General features: G+C 73.6%; 16 protein-coding genes. 9 read left to right on the top strand and 7 right to left on the bottom strand.

All coding sequences use genetic code 11. The features are described from left to right. Positions 1-5: 5 nt before the first annotated feature. The gene (locus H0S66_RS03580; RefSeq protein ID WP_179614178.1) at positions 6-1,403 is read right to left on the bottom strand and encodes a WS/DGAT/MGAT family O-acyltransferase; all 1,398 of its coding nucleotides are present in this window, start codon (positions 1,401-1,403) and stop codon (positions 6-8) included. Positions 1,404-1,797: 394 nt separating this feature from the next. On the opposite strand from H0S66_RS03580, the gene H0S66_RS03575 reads away from it, so the two are divergent. The 3 genes from H0S66_RS03575 (at position 1,798) to H0S66_RS03565 (ending at position 4,849) form a co-directional block, all read left to right on the top strand. Continuing rightward, the gene (locus H0S66_RS03575) at positions 1,798-2,214 is read left to right on the top strand and encodes a hypothetical protein (protein WP_218876215.1); all 417 of its coding nucleotides are present in this window, start codon (positions 1,798-1,800) and stop codon (positions 2,212-2,214) included. Positions 2,215-2,264: 50 nt separating this feature from the next. Beyond that, positions 2,265-3,377, top strand: coding sequence for an FUSC family protein (locus tag H0S66_RS03570; protein WP_179614177.1), 1,113 nt, complete (start codon positions 2,265-2,267; stop codon positions 3,375-3,377). Positions 3,378-3,451: 74 nt separating this feature from the next. Beyond that, positions 3,452-4,849 carry a threonine/serine exporter family protein gene (locus H0S66_RS03565; protein WP_179614176.1) on the top strand — a complete coding sequence of 466 codons (1,398 nt, stop codon included), beginning with the start codon at positions 3,452-3,454 and terminating at the stop codon, positions 4,847-4,849. Here H0S66_RS03565 and H0S66_RS03560 read toward each other — a convergent pair. Genes H0S66_RS03560 through H0S66_RS03550 form a run of 3 tightly spaced genes read right to left on the bottom strand, consistent with a single transcriptional unit; the run spans position 4,846 to position 7,844 of the window. After that, positions 4,846-5,391: a ribonuclease FAU-1 family protein gene (locus H0S66_RS03560; RefSeq protein WP_179614175.1), complete on the bottom strand. Its 546-nt coding sequence runs from the start codon at positions 5,389-5,391 to the stop codon at positions 4,846-4,848. The two genes, H0S66_RS03565 and H0S66_RS03560, sit on opposite strands and share 4 nt — an antisense overlap. Positions 5,392-5,436: 45 nt before the next feature. After that, positions 5,437-6,279 carry an SDR family NAD(P)-dependent oxidoreductase gene (locus H0S66_RS03555; protein WP_179614174.1) on the bottom strand — a complete coding sequence of 281 codons (843 nt, stop codon included), beginning with the start codon at positions 6,277-6,279 and terminating at the stop codon, positions 5,437-5,439. Continuing rightward, positions 6,276-7,844, bottom strand: a complete 1,569-nt coding sequence (locus tag H0S66_RS03550; RefSeq protein ID WP_179614173.1) for a flavin-containing monooxygenase — start codon at positions 7,842-7,844, stop codon at positions 6,276-6,278. The genes H0S66_RS03555 and H0S66_RS03550 overlap by 4 nt, the downstream gene beginning before the upstream one ends. Before the next feature lie 49 nt (positions 7,845-7,893). On the opposite strand from H0S66_RS03550, the gene H0S66_RS03545 reads away from it, so the two are divergent. Continuing rightward, on the top strand, positions 7,894-8,505 hold the full coding sequence (locus H0S66_RS03545; protein ID WP_258017081.1) for a TetR/AcrR family transcriptional regulator: 612 nt from the start codon (positions 7,894-7,896) through the stop codon (positions 8,503-8,505). Positions 8,506-8,735: 230 nt separating this feature from the next. On the opposite strand, the gene rocD is transcribed toward H0S66_RS03545, so the two are convergent. Next, positions 8,736-9,962: an ornithine--oxo-acid transaminase gene (gene rocD / locus H0S66_RS03540; protein WP_179614171.1), complete on the bottom strand. Its 1,227-nt coding sequence runs from the start codon at positions 9,960-9,962 to the stop codon at positions 8,736-8,738. Between the two features lie 245 nt (positions 9,963-10,207). Between rocD and H0S66_RS03535 the strand changes: the two genes are divergently transcribed. From H0S66_RS03535 to H0S66_RS03515, 5 genes are all read left to right on the top strand, one after another. Beyond that, complete coding sequence (locus tag H0S66_RS03535; RefSeq protein WP_179614170.1) at positions 10,208-11,743, top strand: hypothetical protein; 1,536 nt, start codon at positions 10,208-10,210, stop codon at positions 11,741-11,743. Positions 11,744-11,822: 79 nt separating this feature from the next. Continuing rightward, positions 11,823-15,725, top strand: a complete 3,903-nt coding sequence (gene hrpA / locus H0S66_RS03530) for an ATP-dependent RNA helicase HrpA (protein WP_179614169.1) — start codon at positions 11,823-11,825, stop codon at positions 15,723-15,725. Between the two features lie 24 nt (positions 15,726-15,749). Then, positions 15,750-16,367, top strand: a complete 618-nt coding sequence (locus H0S66_RS03525) for a hypothetical protein (RefSeq protein WP_179614168.1) — start codon at positions 15,750-15,752, stop codon at positions 16,365-16,367. Between the two features lie 165 nt (positions 16,368-16,532). Beyond that, a complete protein-coding gene (locus H0S66_RS03520; protein ID WP_218876214.1) occupies positions 16,533-17,009 on the top strand; it encodes a type II toxin-antitoxin system PemK/MazF family toxin in 477 nt (158 codons plus the stop codon). 105 nt (positions 17,010-17,114) lie between these two features. Beyond that, positions 17,115-18,545 (top strand): ABC transporter substrate-binding protein, encoded by a 1,431-nt coding sequence (locus H0S66_RS03515; protein ID WP_179614166.1) that lies wholly within the window; start codon positions 17,115-17,117, stop codon positions 18,543-18,545. A 53-nt stretch (positions 18,546-18,598) separates the two neighbouring features. Here H0S66_RS03515 and H0S66_RS03510 read toward each other — a convergent pair whose 3' ends face one another. Next, positions 18,599-19,990, bottom strand: a complete 1,392-nt coding sequence (locus H0S66_RS03510; RefSeq protein WP_179614165.1) for an HRDC domain-containing protein — start codon at positions 19,988-19,990, stop codon at positions 18,599-18,601. Further along, a complete protein-coding gene (locus H0S66_RS03505) occupies positions 19,990-20,613 on the bottom strand; it encodes a DUF3000 domain-containing protein (RefSeq protein WP_179614164.1) in 624 nt (207 codons plus the stop codon). The genes H0S66_RS03510 and H0S66_RS03505 overlap by 1 nt, the downstream gene beginning before the upstream one ends. Between the last annotated feature and the right edge of the window lie 64 nt (positions 20,614-20,677).

Here is a 20,677-nt window from a genome sequence, read left to right as displayed (position 1 = left end):
CCCTCTCAGCCGACCCCGGCGGCCTTCTCCAGCGCCGCGACCTCGTCCTCGAGGTGCACCAGCAGCCGCTGCAGGTGCGGCACCGTGCGCCGGCAGCCGGTGAGCCCGAAGGCGATCCGGCCGTCGTAGGAGGTGCAGGTGATGTTGAGCGCCATCCCGTTGATCGGGATCGAGAGCGGGTAGGTGCCGACCAGGCGCGCCCCGTTCCAGTAGTGCGCGGTGCGCGGCCCCGGCACGTTGCTGATGATCAGGTTGTACGGCGGTCGCACGATGCCCTGCATCCGCAGCAGCGGCGCGAGGATCATCGGGGCCTGGCCCAGGGCGCTCATCGCCAGGATCTGCACCTGGGTCATCGACGACAGGGCCTCCTTGCCGGCCTGCATCGAGTCGTGGATGGCGCGCAGGCGGTCGGCGGGGTCGGCGAGGTCGGTGGCCAGCTGGACCATCACCGCGCCGACGGCGTTGCCGCCCTCGGCGGAGGCGATGTGGGACTGCTTGGCGTTGAGGCCCACCGGCACCATCGCGACCAGCGGCGTGTCCGGCAGCGCGTCGAGCTCGAGCAGGTAGGCGCGGATCGCGCCGCTGCACATCGCCATCACCACGTCGTTGAGGGTGGTGCCGGTGGCCTTGCCGATGCCGCGCAGCCGGTCGATGGGCCAGTCCTCGGCCGCGAAGCGGCGCGCGCCGGTGATGCTCTGGTTGAAGATCGTGCGCGGGGCGTGGAAGGAGACCGCCGAGGTCTCGTTGCGCACCCCCTTGTGCAGGGTGCGCACCAGCGCGCCCGGCAGCCCGGCGGCCTCGGCGGTCAGCGCCAGGGCGCTGCGCAGGGCCTGCACGGGGATCTCCGGCAGCGAGGGCCCGTCGCCGCCCGAGCGGGCCCGCGGGGGACCGGCCGCCCACGGGGCCGGCATGCCGCGCCGGTCGGGGTCGGTCGTCAGCACGCTCTGCAGCAGCCGCATCGCCGAGACGCCGTCGACCAGCGCGTGGTGGGTCTTGGTGTAGAGCGCGACGCGTCCGTCCTCGAGCCCCTCGATGACGTGGGCCTCCCACAGCGGCCGCTCCCACGCCAGCCGGGTCGAGTGCAGCCGTGAGCAGAGCTCGAAGAGCTCGCGGTAGCGGCCCGGGGCGGGCAGCGCGCTGTGCCGCACGTGGTGGTGGGCGTCGAACTGCAGGTCGGGCTTCCAGACCAGCTGGCCGGCGGTGCGCACCGAGCGGTACGGGTGCTTGAGGAACAGCGGTGCGATCTCGTCGACGTCGCGCATCGCCTCGTACATCTCGCGGATGTACTCCGGCCCGGCGCCCTCGGGCTTCTCGAAGAGCTGCAGCCCGCCCACGTGCATCGGCATGTTGCGGTTCTCGGCCAGCAGGAAGCCGGTGGCGGTGGGGTCGATCGGTGAGACCACGGTGTGCCTTTCGCTGGGGGCGCCGTACGGCGTCGTGCTCCCCGGGAGTGACGGGGGCCACAGGGAGAACGTACGCCGGGCGGAGAAGTGACGGGTCGACACCCACGAGTCCGTCACGGGTCCGCGAGCCGTCGTGACTTCCGCGCCGAGCCGTCGCCAGTTCCCCTGGTAGGCCGGGTGGCGGGGGAGCTGGCGACGGCTCGTGGAGGAAGTAGCGACGGGTCGCGGGGGAAGTGGCGCCGGCTCGGCGGGTGGGCCGCGGACCGTCCACAGGGCGTCCCCCGCGGCGGTCCGTCCCCAGGGCCGCCGCGGGCCCGGGCGGCGCCGGTGCCCGGTTCCTAGCGTTCGCGACGAGCACCGGAACTGCCGGTGCCGGACCCCTCGGGAGCCAGACATGAGCACCTCCGCGCCGCACCACCAGACCAGCCCCGTCCGCCGTCCCGCCCGCCGTCCCGCCCGCCCCGGCCCGCGTGCCGGGGCCGGGCGGCGCCTCCTGGTGGCCCTCGGCACCGTTGCCGCGGCCACGGGGCTGGTGGTCGGCGCCGCACAGGTCAGCGGCGCGGCGCCCGACACCAAGGCGCCCGCGCCCGACACGATCGTGAGGGTGACCGGCAACGCCGACGGCGGCTTCGGCATCCAGCACTACGACGGGTCGACCCAGTTCCCGCCCACGATGAGCGAGGCGATGGCCGAGTGCCAGGAGTACCCCAAGAAGATCGGCCGGGTGCGCTGCCGCAAGGAGGTCAAGACCTGGTACCGCGACCTCGCGGACCTCAAGCAGGCGATCAAGTACGCCCGCCGCGCCGGCTGAGAGCGGCGCGCGGCGTCCCGGCCGCGCCGCCGCGGTGGCAGGATCGAGCCATGGCGGCGCCCCCGATTGACGCGATCTGGAACCGGGGGCTGGCGCGCGGCCGGTCGTCCTACCGCGGCCGGGTGGCCCGGTGGAAGACCAAGCGCTGGCACATCGCCCAGTGCGCGGTCGCGGCGGCACTGGCGTGGCTGGTGGCCTCCGAGCTGCTCGACCACCCGGTCCCGGTCTTCGCCCCGATCGCCGCGGTCGTGTGCCTGGGCACCTCCTACGGCCAGCGGCTGCGCCGGGTCGCCGAGGTCACCGTGGGCGTCGCGCTCGGCGTCCTGATGGCCGACCTGCTGGTGGCCGCGGTCGGCGCCGGCTGGTGGCAGCTGGGCCTGATCGTCGGGCTCGCCATGACGGTCGCGGTGCTGCTCGACGGGGGCACCCTGCTGGTCAACCAGGCCGCGATCCAGTCGGTCTTCGTGGTCGGCCTGCTGCCCGGCACCGGCGCCTCGCTCACCCGCTGGAGCGACGCGCTGGTCGGGGGTGCGGTGGCGCTGCTGGCCGCGACGGTGGTGCCGGCCGCGCCGCTGCGGCGCCCCCGCGAGCAGGCGGCGGTGGTGCTGCGCAAGCAGGCCGACCTGCTGCGCGGGGCCGCGGAGGTGATCGTCGACGGCGACGCCGAGCACGGGCTCGAGCTGCTCGCCGACGCCCGGTCCACCGACCCGCTGCTGCGGGAGCTGAAGGCGGCGGCCGACGAGGGGATGGCGGTGGTCGCCTCCTCGCCGTTCCGGGTGCGCCACCGCCCCGAGATCCGCCGGATGGTCGACGTCGTGGCGCCGCTGGACCGGGCGATCCGCAGCACCCGCGTGCTGATGCGCCAGGTGGCGGTCGCGGCCTACCACCGCCGCCCCGTGCCGACGGCGTACGCCGAGCTGGCCCGCGACCTCGCCCACGCGGTCGACGTCGTGGCGGCCGAGCTGGCCACCGACCGGGTGCCGGTCGCGGCACGCTCGTTCCTGGTGCGGGTCGGGCTCGACTCGGGGCGGGTGGAGCGCTCGAGCGAGATGACCGGCGACGTGGTGCTGGCCCAGCTCCGCTCCATCGTGGTCGACCTGCTGATGCTCACCGGGATGGGCCAGCTCGAGGCCACCGACACCCTCCCGCCCCCGCCGCGCTAGACGCGGGCGCGACGTGAGCGAACCCACTCGTCGAGGGATTCGAGTCGCGTGCCCCGACCTGCCACCATCGCAGCATGCTCGAAGCACGCGAGGCGAACCTCACCATCGACCTGTGCCTGCGGGTCGGGGAGGTCCTGCTCTCCTCCGGCGCCGGCGCGGCCGACGTCACGGCCACGATGCAGGGCGTCGCGCGCGAGCTGGGCATGCGCAACGCTGACGTGGACATCACCTTCACCTCGCTGGCGATGTCCTACCAGGCCAACCCGGAGGAGCCGGCGCTGGGCTCGGCGCGGCAGGTCTCGCGCCGGGCGATCGACTACGACCACCTGACCCAGGTCGACCACCTCGTGCGCCGCATCCTCGACGGGGTCGTCGACGTGCACGAGGCCCGCAGCGAGCTGGCCCAGATCGTCTCCACCGGCCACGACCGCAAGCGGTGGGCGGTCACCGGCGGCTGGGGGCTGATGTGCGGCGGCGTCGCGATCCAGCTGGGCGGCGGTCCGCTGGTGATCGGCCTGGCGATGCTCTCGGCGATCATCATCGACAAGGTCCAGGACCGCATGCAGCGGCGCCGGATGCCGTCGTTCTACCAGCAGGTCGTCGGCGGGGGAGTGGCCACGCTGCTGGCCCTGGGGGTCGGCGCCACGCCGCTCTCGGTCAACGTCTCGCTGGTCGTGACCGCCAACATCATCATGCTGCTGGCCGGGATCGGCTTCATGGGCGCCCTCCAGGACGCCCTGACCGGGTTCTACGTCACCGCCTCGGCGCGCCTGCTCGAGGCGTTCCTGGCCACCGCGGGCATCATCGCCGGGGTGACCGGTGGCCTGAGCGTGGCCAGCTCGCTGGGCGTGCGGATCCCCCAGCTGGAGCCGGGCGTGGCCAACCTGCAGACCGTCGGCATGCTGGCCCTCGGCTCGGCGGTCGCGGCCTCCGCGTTCGCCTACTCCACCTACGCCCCGCGCCGCATCCTGCTGCCGATCGCGCTGGTCGCCGCCACCGCCATCTCCATCAGCCGCGTCATCGAGCTGGCCGAGGTCGGCCGTGCCTGGTCGGTGGCCATCGCGGCGCTCTTCGTGGGCCTGGTCAGCTTCACCGTCTCCGGCCGCATGCGCGTGCCGCCCCTGGTCGTGGTGGTCCCGGCGATCGTGCCGATGCTGCCGGGCCTGTCGATCTACCGCGGCCTGACGCTGCTCAGCGAGGGCGGCAGCGCGACCTCGCCGGGCCTGCTGGCGATGGTCGCCGCGATCTCGGTGGCGATCGCTCTGGCCAGCGGCGTGATCCTCGGCGAGTACGTCGCCCAGCCGCTCAAGCGCGAGGCCCAGCGCGTCGAGGCGCGCCTGGCCGGTCCGCGCCTGGTCGGCCCCGTCCACGTCATGAGCAGCACCCGTCGGCGCCGCCGCAAGCGCGCGGAGGCCGCGCAGGAGGCGCGCGACGCGGGCGAGTCGGGCGAGTCGGGCGGCGCGGGGTCCTAGCGGCCCTCGGCGCCCTGCGCGGCCCCGGCCGTCGCGGCCAGCCGCCGCAGCCAGCGCTCGGCGTGCCCGTCGTACGGCGTCGCGCCGGTGCGGACCTGGCGGTGCACGCTCGCGCACCACTCGCGCGCGGCCGCCTGGACGTCGTCGGGGTAGCCGAACGCGACCCGGTGCTCCTCGAACTCGTCCTCGTCGTCGACGTAGACGCGTCCGTCGGCGGTGCGCACGACGTCGAGGTCGAGGTCGACCGCGCGCAGCACGTCGCCGTCCCAGACCGGCGGCGTGGCCAGGTCGACGTAGACCGAGGCCCAGATGCCGGGCGCATGGAAGGTGGCGGCGTACCAGCCCTCGCGCGGGGCGAGGGTCACGGTGTCGACCTCGGAGTGGAAGCGGGCGCCGGGACGCTCGTGCAGCACACCGGCGGGCACGCCGATCCAGTCGCCCCACTCGTCCTCGCCGAGCAGCAGGCCGTCGAAGGACCAGTGCGGTCGGTCGCCCCACTTGCTCATCTCGACGCGGACCGGGCGGGGGTCGGGCAGGCTCACCTGCCCGACCCTAGCCGCGCGCCGGGCGTCGTCGGACGTGCCGGCTCAGACGACCGTCGTGTCCTGCGGCAGCACCTTCTTGGCGCCCCTGGCGATGATGTCCTGGTAGCGCGAGCCGGTGATCTTGGCCAGGTGGTGCAAGGCGTGGGCGTCGATGCCGACCAGCACCCGGGCCTGGTTGCGGGTGATGCCGCGCACGATGATCTCGGCGGCCCGCTCCGGCGTCATGCGGGCGAGCTTCTTGTCGAAGAGCTCGGCGGTCTTCGACTTGTCCTCGCGGGCCGAGACCCGGGCGTTGCGGGCGATCGCGGTCTTGATGCCGCCGGGGTGCACGGCGGTGACGCCGACCGGGTGGCCGGCGACGAGCATCTCCTCGCGCAGCGCCTCGGTCATGCCGCGCACGGCGTACTTCGTGGCGTTGTACATGCTCTGGCCGGGCATCGAGATCAGCCCGAAGAGCGAGGAGATGTTGACGACGTGGCCCTCGCCCGAGGCGATGAGGTGGGGCAGGAACGCCTTGGTGCCGTGCACGACACCCCAGAAGTTGATGCCGATGATCCAGTCGATGTCGTCGTACTCGAGGTCGAGCAGGTCGCCGGCCAGCGCGACGCCGGCGTTGTTGACCACGACGTTGACGCGCCCGAAGTGCGCGACCACCGCCTCGGCGTAGGCCTCGAAGGCGGCCCGGTCGGCCACGTCGAGACGGTCGCCGCGGACCTCGCGGGCGCCGGCCGCGCGGGCCAGCTCGACGGTGCCGGCCAGGCCGGCGTCGTCGACGTCGCTGAGGGCCAGCAGCGCCCCCTTGCCGGCCAGGTCGAGCGCGAGCGCGCGCCCGATGCCCGATGCTGCTCCGGTGATCACGACGACCTTGTCGCGGAGGTTCTTCATGCGGTCACTGCCTCTCGGTCGGGGGTGCTGCCTGGGTGGCCGGACGGCCGGGGTGAGCCGGGGGAGCCGGGCTCGGCGGTGACGGCGTAGGCCGCCACGTCGAAGCGCGACAGGAGCCGGCGGAAGGTGAAGGTGGTGCGCGGCCACAGCGTGGTGTTGCGGCCGTGCTCGTCGAGGTACCAGCTCGAGCAGCCGCCGGTGCTCCACACGGTGCGCCGCATCCGTCGCTGCAGGTCGTCGTTGAACTCGGTGGTGGCCCGCTCGGTGGGCTCGACGCTGGCGTAGCGGTCGCGGCGCAGGGTGGCGACCGCGTCGCGCACGTAGGCGACCTGCGACTCGATCATGAAGACCATGCTCGAGTGCCCGAGCCCGGTGTTGGGGCCCACCAGCATGAACAGGTTGGGGAACTCCGGCACCGTGGTGCCCTTGTAGGCCGCCATCCCCGTCTCGGCCCACCGCTCGGCGAGCGTACGACGGGTGCGCCCGGTGGTGTGGTGGGCGAAGGGCAGGTCGGTGGCGGTGAAGCCGGTGGCCACCACCAGCACGTCGACCGGGCGCTCGGTGCCGTCGGCGGTGACGATGCCCGTCGCGCTCACCCGGGCGATCGGGTCGGTGACCAGCTCGACGTTGTCGGCGGCCACGGCGGGGTAGTAGCGGTTGGAGATCAGCACCCGCTTGCAGCCCAGCTCGAAGGTCGGCGTGAGCCGCTCGCGCAGCGCCGGGTCGGCCACCGCCTTGCGCAGGTTGGCCAGCGCGGCCTTCTTGGCCGGCAGCGCGATCCGGGCGTCGACGGTGAAGGCCGGCACGTAGGTCTCGCGGCCCCAGTAGATCGCCGAGCGGTAGGCGCGCTGCAGGCCGGGGACGTGGCGCAGGGCCGCCTTCTCCAGGGCCGAGTAGCGTCGGTCGTGGCGGGGCAGCACGTAGGGCGCGGTGCGCTGGTAGAGGTCGAGGTGGTCGACGACCTCCTGGAGCTCAGGCACGATCTGGATGGCCGAGGCGCCGGTGCCGATGACGGCGACGCGCTTGCCGCGCAGGTCGACCGAGTGGTCCCAGCGGGCGGAGTGGAAGACCTCGCCGGCGAAGTCGTCGATGCCCTCGATCTCGGGCAGCCGCGGCTCGGAGAGGCTGCCGGCGCCCATCAGCAGGGTGCGCGAGGTCCACCGGGTCCGCCCGTCGGGGCCCTCGGTGGTCACGCTCCAGCGCTGGGCCTCCTCGTCCCAGGCGGCGTCGAGGAAGGCGGTGCGCAGCTCGACGCGGTCGAGCACGCCCGACTCGCGCGCCACCCGCTGCAGGTAGGCCTGGATCTCCGGCTGCGGCGAGAAGGACATCGACCAGTCGGGGTTGGGGGCGAAGGAGAAGGAGTAGAGCTGGCTCGGCACGTCGCAGGCGGCGCCGGGGTAGCTGTTGTCGCGCCAGGTGCCGCCGACGTCGTCACCCTTCTCGACGACCACGAGGTCGTGCTCGCCGTCCTCGGCGAGCTTGATGGCGGCGCAGAGGCCGGCGAAGCCGGCGCCGACGACCAGGTGGTCGACGGTCCGCGTGCGGGAGGGAGCGGTGGTGGACATGTGTGCACGGTATTGGCGTTATTGAATGAGTGTCAATAGACTGTCGACCGTGAGCACCGGCACACCAGCACCCCGCACCCGGCTGAGCCCCGAGCAGCGCCGATCGCAGCTGCTCGACCTCGGTGTGCGCCTGCTGGCCACCCGCTCGGTCGACGAGCTCAGCATCGACCTGCTCGCCGAGGAGGCCGGCATCTCCCGCGGCCTGCTCTACCACTACTTCGGCAACAAGCAGGCCTTCCACGAGGCCGTCGTGCGCCGCGCCGCCGACGACCTGATCAGCCAGACCGCCCCGCCGGTCGAGGGCGACCCGGTGCACCGGCTGCTGGTCTCGGTGACGGCGTACGTCGACTACGTCGACGCCAACTACGAGGGCTACCTCTCGCTGGTGCGCGGCGCCGCGAGCGGCAACGAGACCATGCGCGCGATCTACGACGACGCGCGGCGCGCGCTGACCGACCGGATCTTCGACGAGGACCCCCACGGCAACCTCGTGCCCGACACCCCGGCGGCCCGGCTGCTCCTGCGCGGCTGGGCGTCGATGGTCGAGGAGGTCGTGCTGCGCTGGAAGGTGACCCCCGACGGGATCACCCGCGACCAGCTGCTCGAGCTGGTCGCGGGCTCGCTGCCGGCGCTGGCCGGTCTGCTGCCCGAGGAGCAGTAGCCGGACGTACGGTCGAGAGTGTGGAGTCTCGGATGAACCAGGTTGATCCAGGACTCCACACCCTCCCTGATCCACGGACGAGCGTGGCGCCCGATCGTCGGCACGAGCGCACCGCTCGGGGACGTCCGGCCGGGTGAGCGGTGCGTCAGCAACCAGATGCGGCCGACGAACGGTTGCTGGATCACCGCTGACCCGTGAGCACGACCGACCGTAGGCCGGGAAACGCCCGCTCAGGCGCCGCGGACGACCTCGGCGAGCTGGTCCAGGCCCCAGGCGAGGTCCTCGGCGGAGATCACCAGCGGCGGGGCCAGGCGGATCGTCGAGCCGTGGGTGTCCTTGGCGAGCACGCCGCGCGCCATCAGGGCCTCGCAGACCTCGCGGCCGGTGCCGACGGCGGGGTCGATGTCGATGCCGGCCCACAGCCCTCGCACCCGCACCGCGAGCACGCCGTGGCCCACGAGGGCCTCGAGGCGCTCGCGCAGGATGGTGCCGAGCTCGGCGGCGCGGGCCTGGTGCTCGCCGGTGGCGAGCATCCGCACCACGGCCAGGCCCACGGCGCAGGCCAGCGGGTTGCCGCCGAAGGTGGAGCCGTGCTGGCCGGGGCGCAGCACGCCGAGCACGTCACGGTCGGCGACCACGGCCGAGACCGGCACGATGCCGCCGCCGAGGGCCTTGCCGAGCACGTAGAGGTCGGGGACGACGTCCTCGTGGTCGGAGGCGAAGGTCTTGCCGGTGCGGCCCAGGCCGGCCTGGATCTCGTCCATCGCCATCAGCACGTCGGTGCGGGTGCACAGCTCGCGCAGGTCGCGCAGGAAGCCGTCGGGGGGCAGCACGACGCCGCCCTCGCCCTGGATCGGCTCCATCAGCACGCCGACGGTGTTCTCGTCGATGGCCGCCTCGACGGCCGCGATGTCGCCGTACGGCACCATCTCGAAGCCGGGCGCGTAGGGACCGAAGCCGTCGCGGGCGTCGGGGTCGTCGGAGAAGCCGACGATGGTGGTGGTGCGGCCGTGGAAGTTGCCCGAGGCGACGATGATCTTGGCCTGGCCGGGGGTCACGCCCTTGACCTCGTAGCCCCACTTGCGCATCACCTTGATGGCGGTCTCGACCGCCTCGGCGCCGGTGTTCATCGGCAGCACCAGCTCCTTGCCGCACAGGTCGCCGAGCTCGGCGCAGAAGTCGGCGAACTGGTCGTGCACGAAGGCGCGGCTGGTCAGCGTGAGGCGGTCCAGCTGCTCGTGCGCGACGCGCAGCAGCTCGGGGTGGCTGTGGCCGAAGTTGAGCGCGGAGTAGCCCGCGAGCAGGTCGAGGAAGCGCGTGCCCTCGACGTCGGTCATCCAGGCGCCCTCGGCGTGCTCGACCACGACCGGCAGCGGCTTGTAGTTGCGGGCCGTGCGGGCCTCGGAGCGCTGGAAGAGCTCGCTGCTGGAGCGGGACTCGGTCGCGGATGCCGTCATGGCGTTCCTCCTGCTGGGACGAAGGTGGCCGGCACGGCGTCGGCGTGCAGGTCGTGGGAGATCGTGCGGGTCTACGACTCCCAGAGGACCAGATCGCGCCCCGAAATCCAAGATCGCGCGTGATCGTACGGCGGCAGCGCGCCGCCGCGCGCTCGGGGCGAGTTGTCGTCGCGGCCCGTGAGCCACGTAACCTGCCGCCCGACACGCGGTCTGGTGCCGCTCCGCCCGACCGTCTGGACCGCTCCATGCTCCTCCCGCGCGCGCACGCCTCCGTGCTCTCCGCCCTGCTCCTGCTCGCCCTGCTGCTGGGGGTCACGGCCCCCGTCTCCGCCGAGGACACGACCCAGGATGAGGAGAGGTCAGCAACCGTCGTCCTCCCCGACATCAAGGGGATCAACCCCACCATCGACGAGTACGTCGTCGAGGTCGCCGACACCAGCTACGACACGCTTCGGGCGTCGTGGAAGGGACACCGGACCACGTTGGCCGCCGACGGCCCCACCACCGTGGCGCTGCCCGTGGACGGCGCCGGGCGAGTCACCGTGGAGGGGTGCGTGAAGCGCTCGTGCACCCAGGTCGAGCGTTCTGAGCGCCTGGTCGTGCTGCGCGCGCTGCAGGTCTCGTGGGGCGGCACTGTCCGGGTGAACGAGGGTGAGGCCTTCGTGGACGGAGTCGCCGACCAGGAGCTGCCCGGCCGCTACGGCCACGTCGCCTGGGAGCTCCGGGACGCCGACCCCGCGGGTCCGCCGGTCGCGTCGGGCGAGTCGTCGTGGTCCAGCCGCTCCAGGTTGACCGGCACACGGGTGCGCTTCGCCGTGCAGGTCCCTGCCGGCCTCGACGAGACGGAGCACGAGCTGCGCGCGGAGCTGTCCAGCAGCACGCCGGTCTTCGGCGACCTGGCGGACGACCTGACCGGCACGGTGGTCGTCGACCGGACGGTCCCGGTCATCGGCTCCCTGACGCTCTCGCGGGACACGATCTACCCGCCGCGTGACAAGTACCTCGACGCCACCGTCATCAAGGCTGCGGTCCCCGCCGACACGGTCGGGGGCTCCTACGTCGTCGAGGCGGTCGACGGCGAGGTGGTCGCGAGCGGTGATCTCGAGAAGCGTCGAGGTACGGACCTCCGGGTCGCCACCTGGCGTGGCACGCGGCGTGACGGCACCAGTCTGCCCACGGGTGAGTACGTGGTGCGCGCCGAGGTGGAGGACGAGGCGGGCAACCGGAGTGCTCCGGTCGAGACCACGGTCGCCGTCGTGGCCCAGCGTCTGAGGCAGCACAAGTTCGACCTGAGGATGCGGCCCGCGGATGCCGAGATCCACCGGAACGTGGGGCGGTGCTCGCGGCTGAAGAGCCCGTCCTCGCGTCGGCTCCCCGGGTCGGTCGGGTACTTCTCGGAGCTGCGCTGCAGCCGGTCCGCGGAGGCGCACGTCGTGACTTCCAACGGCGTCTACCTCCCGCCGACCGCGGACGGCCACTACAAGAAGCTGCAGCTGCGGGTCACCGGTGGTCGCTCGCAACGCCACCGCAACGGCGCACTGCCCTACCTGGTCGTCCACTTCGAGAACCGCAAGGGGCGGCTGGTCGAGCGCACCCAGCTGGGCCGCCGCTACCGCGAGTGGCGCCTCGACAAGGTGGGCGACGAGGTGGTGCACGACCGCAAGGCCGAGCGCCCCTACGTCATCTGGGTGGTGGGCCTGAGCGAGGGCAGCCGCTACGACGTCGACGAGTACCGGCTGCGCGGCTTCCGCAGCGTCCTCAAGGACGTCCCCACCGACTGAGCCCGACCCACGCCGACCCGGCCGGTCCGAACCGGCCGAGTCGGCGGGGTGTGGGGGTGTTTGAGAGGATCGGCTGGTCATGGACGCGGCAGGTACGACGGCACCCGAGCCGACCAGCAGCCCGCTCGAGATCTCCTACCCGCCCGAGCTGCCGGTCACCCAGCGCCGCGAGGACATCGCCGAGGCGATCCGCGACCACCAGGTCGTCGTGGTCGCGGGCGAGACCGGGTCGGGCAAGACCACCCAGCTGCCGAAGATCTGTCTCGAGCTGGGCCGCGGGCGCTCCACCGAGCACACCGCGCGCGACGGGAGGACCCGTCGTCGCGGCGGGCTGATCGGGCACACCCAGCCCCGCCGGATCGCGGCGCGCTCGGTGGCCGAGCGGATCGGCGACGAGCTCGGCCAGCCGCTGGGCGAGGAGTCGGTGGTCGGCTACCAGGTGCGCTTCAACGACCGCACCTCGCGCGCCACGCGGGTCAAGCTGATGACCGACGGCATCCTGCTCGCCGAGCTGCAGCGCGACCGGATGCTGTGGAAGTACGACACGATCATCATCGACGAGGCCCACGAGCGCTCGCTCAACATCGACTTCCTGCTCGGCTACCTCAAGCGGCTGCTGCCGCGCCGCCCCGACCTCAAGCTGGTCATCACCTCCGCGACCATCGACGTCGAGCGCTTCGCCACCCACTTCGCCGACCGCGACGGCAACCCCGCCCCGGTCGTGGAGGTCTCCGGTCGCACCTACCCCGTCGAGGTCCGCTACCGCCCGCTCCTGGACCTCGGCGAGGACGACGAGGACGGCGAGCCGGTCCAGCGCGACCAGACCGAGGCGATCGTCGACGCGGTGCGCGAGCTCAGCGCCGAGGGCCCCGGTGACGTGCTGGTCTTCCTGCCCGGCGAGCGCGAGATCCGCGACACCGCCGACGCCCTGGCCGAGCTGACCACCTCCACCCGCGGAGGCGGCACCGAGGTGGTGCCGCTCTACTCGCGGCTCTCGGCCGCCGAGCAGCACCGCGTCTTCTCCTCCCACACCGGTCGCCGCATCGTGCTGGCCACCAACGTCGCCGAGACCTCCCTGACCGTGCCCGGCATCCGGTACGTCGTCGACACCGGCGTCGCGCGCATCTCGCGCTACTCCGCACGCACCAAGGTGCAGCGGCTGCCGGTCGAGCCGATCAGCCGGGCCTCGGCCAACCAGCGCTCCGGGCGCTGCGGCCGGGTCGCGGCCGGCATCGCGGTCCGGCTCTACTCCGAGGAGGACTTCGAGGCCCGCCCCGAGTTCACCGACCCCGAGATCCTGCGCACCAACCTGGCCAGCGTCATCCTGCAGATGACCAGCCTGGGCCTCGGCGACGTCGCCGGCTTCCCCTTCGTCGAGCCGCCCGACCGCCGCAACGTCGCCTCGGGCGTGCAGCTGCTCGAGGAGCTCGGCGCCCTGCAGGTCGGCGGTGACAGGGGCCCCCGGCTGACCCGTCTGGGCCAGCGGCTGGCCCGGATGCCCCTCGACCCGCGCCTGGGCCGGATGGTGCTCGAGGCCGAGGGCCTCGGCTGCCTGCGCGAGGTGCTGGTCATCACCGCGGCGCTGAGCCTGCAGGACCCGCGCGAGCGGCCCGCCGAGCAGCGCGCCCAGGCCGACCAGCAGCACGCCCGCTTCAACGCCGAGGAGTCCGACTTCCTCACCTGGTTGAACCTGTGGCGCTACGTCAAGGAGCAGCAGAAGGAGCTCAGCTCGAGCGCCTTCCGCCGCATGTGCAAGCGGGAGTTCCTCAACTACCTGAGGGTGCGCGAGTGGCAGGACTTCGAGTCCCAGCTGCGCCAGGTCTGCAAGGAGATGGGCCTCGACCTGGGACGCACCGGCTCGGCCGGCGGGGCGGCGTACGACGCCGACGGCATCCACCAGTCGCTGCTCTCGGGGCTGCTGTCGCAGATCGGCGTGCTCGAGGAGCGCGACAAGCCGGCGCCGGGGGCCAAGCCCAAGGGGCGGCGCCCGATGCGCGAGTACCAGGGCGCCCGCGGCGCCCGCTTCGCGATCTTCCCCGGCAGCGGGTTGTCGAGGAAGAACCCGGCCTACGTGATGGCCGGCGAGCTCGTCGAGACCAGCCGGCTGTGGGCGCGCCAGGTCGCGGCCATCGACCCCGCCTGGGCCGAGCGCCTGGGCGGTGACCTGGTCAAGCGCACCTTCTCGGAGCCGCACTGGAGCACCAAGCGCGCCGCCGTGATGGCCTACGAGCGCGCCACCCTGTACGGCGTCCCGCTGGTCGCGGACCGGCTCGTCTCCTACGGCAAGGTCGACCGCGAGGTCGCGCGTGAGCTGTTCATCCGCCACGCCCTGGTGCAGGGCGAGTGGCGCACCCAGCAGAAGTTCCTCGAGCGCAACCGCCAGCGGCTCGAGGAGGCCGCCGAGCTCGAGCACCGGGCCCGGCGCCGCGACATCGTCGTCGACGAGGAGACCCTCTTCGACTTCTACGACGCGCGGGTGGGCCCCGACGTGGTCAGCGGCGCGCACTTCGACCAGTGGTGGAAGAAGGAGCGCCAGCGCAACGGCCGGCTCCTGGACTTCGACCCCTCGATGCTGACCCACGACACCGCCGAGGAGGTGCGCGAGGACGACTACCCCGAGCTGTGGGAGGGCGAGGGGCTGACCTTCTCGATCGCCTACCACTTCGAGCCGGGCGCCGCCGACGACGGGCTGACCATCGACGTGCCGGTCGCGACCCTCAACCGGGTCGCCGCCGACGACTTCTCCTGGAACGTGCCGGGCCTGCGGGAGGAGCTGGTGACCAGCCTGATCCGCAGCCTGCCCAGGAACCTGCGGGTCAGCTTCGTGCCCGCCCCCGACAAGGCCCGCGAGTTCCTGCGGTCCACGCCGCCGGGGGAGGAGCCGCTGCTCGACGCCCTCGAGCGCTGGTGCCGCGCCACCGGCGGGGTCGTGGTGCCCCGCGAGGCCTGGGACTGGACCAAGGTGCCCGAGCACCTGCGCCCCACCTACCGCGTCGTCGACGACCGCGGGCGCGAGCAGGCCCGCGGCAAGGACCTCGAGGCCCTCAAGGCGCCGCTGCGCGGGCAGTTCACCCAGGCGCTGGCCGACGTCGCCTCCGACTCGGGCCTGGCGCGCACCGGCGAGACCACGTGGGTCTTCGGCGACCTGGAGGCCTCCTTCACCCAGAAGCGCGCCGGCCACGAGGTGACCGCCTACCCCGGCCTGGTCGACGAGGGCGCCACCGTCGGGCTGCAGGTCGCCGGCTCCGAGGACGAGCGCGACGCCCGGCACCGCCTCGGCGTGCGCCGGCTGCTGCTCCTCGACCTCGACCGGGGCGGCGACGCCTCGGTCAAGCGCGTCCTCGACGGCCTCGACAACGCCCAGAAGCTCGGCCTCGCCGGCTCGCCCTACCCCTCGGTGGCCGAGCTGCTCGAGGACTGCCGCGCCGCGGTCGTGCAGGAGGCGGTCGACGCGCGGCCCGCGGTGCGCACCCGGGCGGCGTACGACGCGCTGCTGGGGGTGGTGGGCGCCGACCTCGAGGCGCGGCTGCGGGGTGTGCTGGCCGACGTGGTGCGGGTGCTGGAGGCGTGGCGTCGCGCCGAGAAGGCGCTGTCGGGCCGCGCCGAGATGACGGTGCTGCCCGCGCTGACCGACATGCGGGCCCAGCTCGAGCGGCTGGTGCACCGCGGCTTCGTCGCCCAGGCCGGGCCGTCGCGGCTGCGGCGCTACCCGACCTACCTGGCCGCCCTGCTGGTCCGCCGCGAGAAGCTCGACGGCGGGCACCTCGCGGTCGGGCAGGACCGTCGCCTGATGGATGCCGTCGCCGAGCTGCAGGAGTCCTACCTGCACCGCCTGGCGGCCCTGCCCGAGGGGCGCCCGCCCGGGGAGGCGCTGCGCACCGTGCGCTGGATGCTGGAGGAGTACCGCGTCTCGCTGTGGGCCCAGCAGCTCGGCACCGACGGGCCCGTCTCCGACCAGCGGATCCGCAAGGTCCTCGGCTGAGGCGCCGGGCGTAGCGTGGGGCCGGTGAGCAGCTCCACGCCCTCCCCGCGCGGCCGACCGCACCACCGACCGGTCCCGGCCACCGCGAAGTTCTTCGACGAGGTCGAGGGCGGGGTTGACCCCGCCCTGGTCACCGAGGCCGCCGACCGCGCCGCACAGCTGCTGGTGCGCGGGGCCCGCGAGAGCGGCGACGAGGCGGTGGCCGAGCGGCTGCTGCACCTCGCCGACACCGAGGGCATCGAGGCGGTCGCCGAGGTCTGGGCCGGCTCGCCCGCCGACTCGCTGGCCGGCTGCCTGTGGCGGCTCTACCTGCTGCGCTCGTGGGTGCACGCCGAGCCGGTGCGCGCCGCAGGCGAGTTCGAGGACGGGCGCACGCGCGCCCCGGTCGCCCGGGTGCTGGCCGGGGTGGCCGAACCGCCGGGCCCCGACGAGCTCAAGGCGATGGTCGACGAGGTGCTGCGCGGCATCGCCGAGGGTGACTTCGCCGACGTCCTGTTCCGCGGCGCGGCCTTCGCGCGGGTCGTCAGCGCCGGCCGCGCGGCGCGCGCCGAGACCGCCCACGACGACGTACGCCGCATGCTCGCGGTCGCCGAGCAGCTCGAGGCCGCCGGTCACGCCGAGCTCGCCGGGCGCCTGGCCTGAGCCCTGCCGGAGGGCGCTGCCCGCGGTCGACTTGAGCCACGCGCCACAGCCCTTATGCTTGACCACGGTGCGCCGGGCCGCGGCAGCCCCGGGTCCCACAATAAGCCGCTACGAGCGGCCACGCGCCGTGAGGCGCTCCCGGTCCGGCGTACCATCACAGGCCTCATGAGCTTCCTGCCCAAGGCCTTCTCCCGCACCCGTGGTGCCTCGACCGGCGGTCCGCGGGCCAAGGGTCCCGTCCCGCGGCTGCGCCGCGCCCCGCGCGTCACCTACGCGCCGAACCGCGACGGGCGCCCCGACCCCGGCGAGGTCGTGTGGGCCTGGGTGCCCTACGAGGAGGACGCCTCGCAGGGCAAGGACCGCCCCGTGCTGCTGGTCGCCGCCGACCGCGCCCACGTCTACGGGCTGATGCTCACCAGCCAGGACCACGACCGCGATGCCGCCGACGAGGCGCGCTGGGGCCGGCACTGGATGGACGTCGGCTCGGGGGCCTGGGACCGCGAGCGGCGACCCAGCGAGGTGCGCCTGGACCGGCTGCTGCGCCTCGACCCCGCCGACGTACGGCGCGAGGGCGCGGCGCTGGAGCGCTCGATCTTCGAGGCCGTCGTGGCGCAGGCCCGCCGCTTCCACCGCCTGGGGTGAGACGAGAGTCGGCTCACGTTGCGCGATCGTGACCGCGCACCCGGCCCGCGGACTGGGTCGTGCTGGATAGGGTGGCGCGGCAGATCCCCGACGGACGAGGTGGCAGTGGAGAGCAAGCGCAGGCATGCCCGGCGGGGTGTCGCCACGGTCGTGGCGCTGCTGGGCCTCGGGCTGGTGGCGACCGCGTGCGACAGCGACGCCGGCAACGAGCCGCTGCCGGGTCCCGACCCGGTGACCGCACCCCAGGCCAAGGTCGAGCTGACCCTCGGCGTGTGGGGCAAGAAGGAGGAGGTCGCCGGCTACCAGAAGGTCGTCGAGGACTACAACGAGGCCTCCACGACCAGCACGGTGACCATCGAGTCCTGGCCCGACCGTGACGCGCTCGACGACGCGCTGCGCGCCGGCGAGGCCAGCCCCGACGTCTACCTGGCCTCGCGGCGCGACCTGACCTTCCTGCGCGAGGAGGGCTTCGCGATGCCCGTCGACGAGCTGCTCGACGAGCGCTCGGTCGAGTTCGGCGACGGCTACTCCCGCGACGCGCTCGAGGCGTTCTCCGCCGACACCCGGCTGCAGTGCATGCCCTTCGGCGTCTCGCCGATGGTGATCTACCGCAACACCGACCTCGTCGACCTGGAGCGGATGTCGGAGCTCGAGCTCGACGTGCCCTCGCCCGACTCGAACCGCTTCACCTTCGACGAGTTCCGCGCCGCGGCCGAGTTCGCCACCAAGCCGCGCAAGCGCAGCAAGGGCGTCTACATCGAGCCGTCGCTGCGCGGGCTGGCGCCCTTCATCTACTCCGGCGGCGGCGAGATCTTCGACGACGCCGACATGCCCTCCTCGCTGGCGCTCTCGAGCGACGAGTCGCGCGAGGCGCTCGAGCGGACCCTCGAGCTGCTGCGGCGACCGAACCTGACCCTCAGCGAGGAGCAGCTCGACAAGGCCACGCCGCTGGAGTGGTTCGAGCGCGGACGGCTCGGCATGATCGCCGGCTACCGCGACCTGGTGCCCGAGCTGCGCGACGTCGAGGGCCTGGAGTTCGACGTGCTGCCGATGCCCACCCTCGACTCCGCGGCCACGATCGGCGACCTGACCGGGCTGTGCCTCAACCCGGCCACCGAGTCGGTCACCGAGTCCGCCGACCTGCTGGTCCACATGATCTCCGACGAGGTCGTCAGCGAGCTGACCCGCACCGGCTACCTGGTGCCGGCCAACCAGCAGGTCGCGCTGACCGAGGACTTCACCCAGCCCGCCCTCCAGCCCGACCGCGCCGACCTGTTCACCTACTCGGTGCGCTCGATGCGGGTGCCGCCGCTGCTCGACACCTGGACGCCCCTGCAGAGCCTGGTCGACGGCCCGATCGCCGAGCTGGTGACCGCCCCCGGCGTGCTGGACCTCGAGACCGCCACCGCCGAGATCGACCAGCTCTCCCGCGAGGTCCTCGACCCCGAGGGGCTCCAGCAGGAGCTCGAGGAGCTCCAGGAGTCGGAGGACGCCGAGAGCCCTGAGGACTCCGGGGAGACCGACGGGGAGGGTTAGTCCCTGACCTTCCACACCGTGACACGCGGGTGGGAGGTGTCGAACGTCGGGGACTATCCGTCCTGCGGGCCGGCCCCGGCGGTGTCGTCGGGCTCGGCCTCGGGCTCGGCGGGCGGCTCCTCGTCGCCGCGCAGCACGGCGTCGACGATGACCGGGCCGACCAGCCCGACCTGCCAGGGGCGCGCCCCGAGCGACTCGAGCGCCTCGGCGACCTCGGCCGCCAGCGCCTCGGGCTCGCGGGTGGCCGGCGGGGCCCACAGCACCCGGCGCAGGTGGTCGGGGGTGAGCAGGTTCTCCAGCGGCATGCCGTGCTCCTCGGCCAGCCCGCTCATCGCCTCGCGCGCGATCACCAGGCGCCGCGCGGCCACCGGGTCACGGTCGGCCCAGGCGCGCGGCGGCGGCGGACCGTCGGTGCGCGGCGTGCGCGTCGGCAGCTCGGACTCGGGCAGCTCGGCCACCTCGCGCAGCACCGCGGCGAAGCGCGAGGAGTAGCGGTCGGCGCCCCGGCCGTGGAAGCCCTTGACGGCCATCAGCGCGGTGCGGTCGGTCGGCAGCACGGCAGCGGTGGCCGCCGCGGTCAGCGCCGAGTCGGGCACGATGCGCCCGGGAGTCACGTCGCGCTGCTCGGCGATCTCGTCGCGCAGCTCCCACATCGCCTTGACCGCGCCGAGGGCGCGGCGCCCGCGGACCTTGTGCAGGCCCGACGTACGACGCCAGGCGTCGACGCGCACCGGCGCCTCGAAGCTGCGCAGCGCCTCGAACTCCTGGCGGGCCCACTCGTCCTTGCCGGTGGCCACCAGCTCGTCGGCGATCAGGTCGCGCAGCTCGACGAGCACCTCGACGTCGAGGGCGGCGTACTCGAGCCAGGGCCGGGGCAGCGGGCGGGTGGACCAGTCGACGGCCGAGTGCTCCTTCTTCATCCGGCGACCGATCAGGGTCTCGACCAGCGTCGCCAGACCGACCCGCGGGTAGCCCAGCAGGCGCCCGGCGAGCTCGGTGTCGAAGAGCTCGGTGGGCCGCAGGCCCTCGGCGCGCAGGCAGGGCAGGTCCTGGGTGGCGGCGTGCAGGATCCACTCGGCGTCGCCGATGGCCTCCTGCAGCGGCGCGAGGCCGTCGAAGGCGATCGGGTCGAGCAGGTGGGTGCCCGAGCCCTCGCGGCGCAGCTGGATCAGGTACGCGCGGTTGGAGTAGCGGTAGCCCGAGGCCCGCTCGGCGTCGATGGCCACCGGGCCGCTGCCGGCGGCGATCGCCTCGCACAGCTCGTCGAGGCCGGTCTTGGTGTCGACGACCTCGCCGAGGCCGTCGCGCAGGGTGAGCAGCGGTGCGGGCTCGGGGGCCGGGGCCTCAGGGGTCTCGGCGGTCTCGGGGGTCTCCGGCTCGGGCTGCCCGGGCTGCTCGGGCTGCTCGGGCTGCTCGGGGACCTCGGAGGAGGGACTGGCGGCCATCAGCGGGAGCCGCGCTGACCGCGCCGGCTCGGGAGCACGGCGACGCCCTCGGGCACCGGCTCGAGACCGGCGGCGGTGCACAGCAGCTCGCCCCAGGCCTCGACGTGGGGGACGGTGTCGGGCACGCCGTCGTCGTCGACCGTCGGCGTCCACGAGGCCCGGACCTCGATCTGGGCGGTGCCGCCCTCGTCGGCCATCGAGCCGAACGCCTCGGTGGCCACCCGGGTCACGGTGCCCGACTGGTGGGAGTACGACGCCCCGTGGGCGTCGAGCGCGTCGGTGAGCCAGCTCCAGCCGACCCCGGCCAGCAGCGGGTCGCTGACCAGCTCGACCTCGATCTCGGCGCGCACGTAGGCCACGCAGCGGAACGTGCCGCCCCAGGCGTCGTTGCCCTCGGGGTCGTGCAGGAGGATGATCCGCCCGGTCGCCACGTCGGTGTCGTCGACGGTGACGTCGGCGCTGAGCGCCGACGCCCACGGGGCGATGCGCTGCGGGGCGGGCATCTCCTCGCACAGCACCTCGGGGCGCAGCCGCGCCTGGCGCAGGCCGGCGACGGCCGCGGTGAACTCGGCGGGGGCTGCGGGCACCCCGGCTCCGGGGTGCGTCTCCTGGCGGACGACCATGCCCCCCACAGTAGGCGCGGGGACCTCGAACCGATGTGCGGACGCGCCGTGTCACCTGCGACCC

Origin of the sequence: Nocardioides marinisabuli (assembly GCF_013466785.1) — a bacterium.
Lineage (GTDB): Bacteria > Actinomycetota > Actinomycetes > Propionibacteriales > Nocardioidaceae > Nocardioides > Nocardioides marinisabuli.
The sequence above is the reverse complement of the archived record's forward strand: the minus strand, read 5'-3'. Positions and strand labels throughout refer to the sequence as shown.

Bases quoted from the DNA above. Each gene is read 5' to 3' on its own strand.
- H0S66_RS03510 (WP_179614165.1), bottom strand. From the start codon at position 19,990: ATGGCCGCCAGTCCCTCCTCCGAGGTCCCCGAGCAGCCCGAGCAGCCC.
- H0S66_RS03575 (WP_218876215.1), top strand. From the start codon at position 1,798: ATGAGCACCTCCGCGCCGCACCACCAGACCAGCCCCGTCCGCCGTCCC.
- H0S66_RS03550 (WP_179614173.1), bottom strand. From the start codon at position 7,844: ATGTCCACCACCGCTCCCTCCCGCACGCGGACCGTCGACCACCTGGTC.
- H0S66_RS03520 (WP_218876214.1), top strand. From the start codon at position 16,533: ATGAGCTTCCTGCCCAAGGCCTTCTCCCGCACCCGTGGTGCCTCGACC.
- rocD (WP_179614171.1), bottom strand. From the start codon at position 9,962: ATGACGGCATCCGCGACCGAGTCCCGCTCCAGCAGCGAGCTCTTCCAG.
- hrpA (WP_179614169.1), top strand. From the start codon at position 11,823: ATGGACGCGGCAGGTACGACGGCACCCGAGCCGACCAGCAGCCCGCTC.
- H0S66_RS03555 (WP_179614174.1), bottom strand. From the start codon at position 6,279: ATGAAGAACCTCCGCGACAAGGTCGTCGTGATCACCGGAGCAGCATCG.
- H0S66_RS03570 (WP_179614177.1), top strand. From the start codon at position 2,265: ATGGCGGCGCCCCCGATTGACGCGATCTGGAACCGGGGGCTGGCGCGC.
- H0S66_RS03505 (WP_179614164.1), bottom strand. From the start codon at position 20,613: ATGGTCGTCCGCCAGGAGACGCACCCCGGAGCCGGGGTGCCCGCAGCC.
- H0S66_RS03565 (WP_179614176.1), top strand. From the start codon at position 3,452: ATGCTCGAAGCACGCGAGGCGAACCTCACCATCGACCTGTGCCTGCGG.
- H0S66_RS03535 (WP_179614170.1), top strand. From the start codon at position 10,208: ATGCTCCTCCCGCGCGCGCACGCCTCCGTGCTCTCCGCCCTGCTCCTG.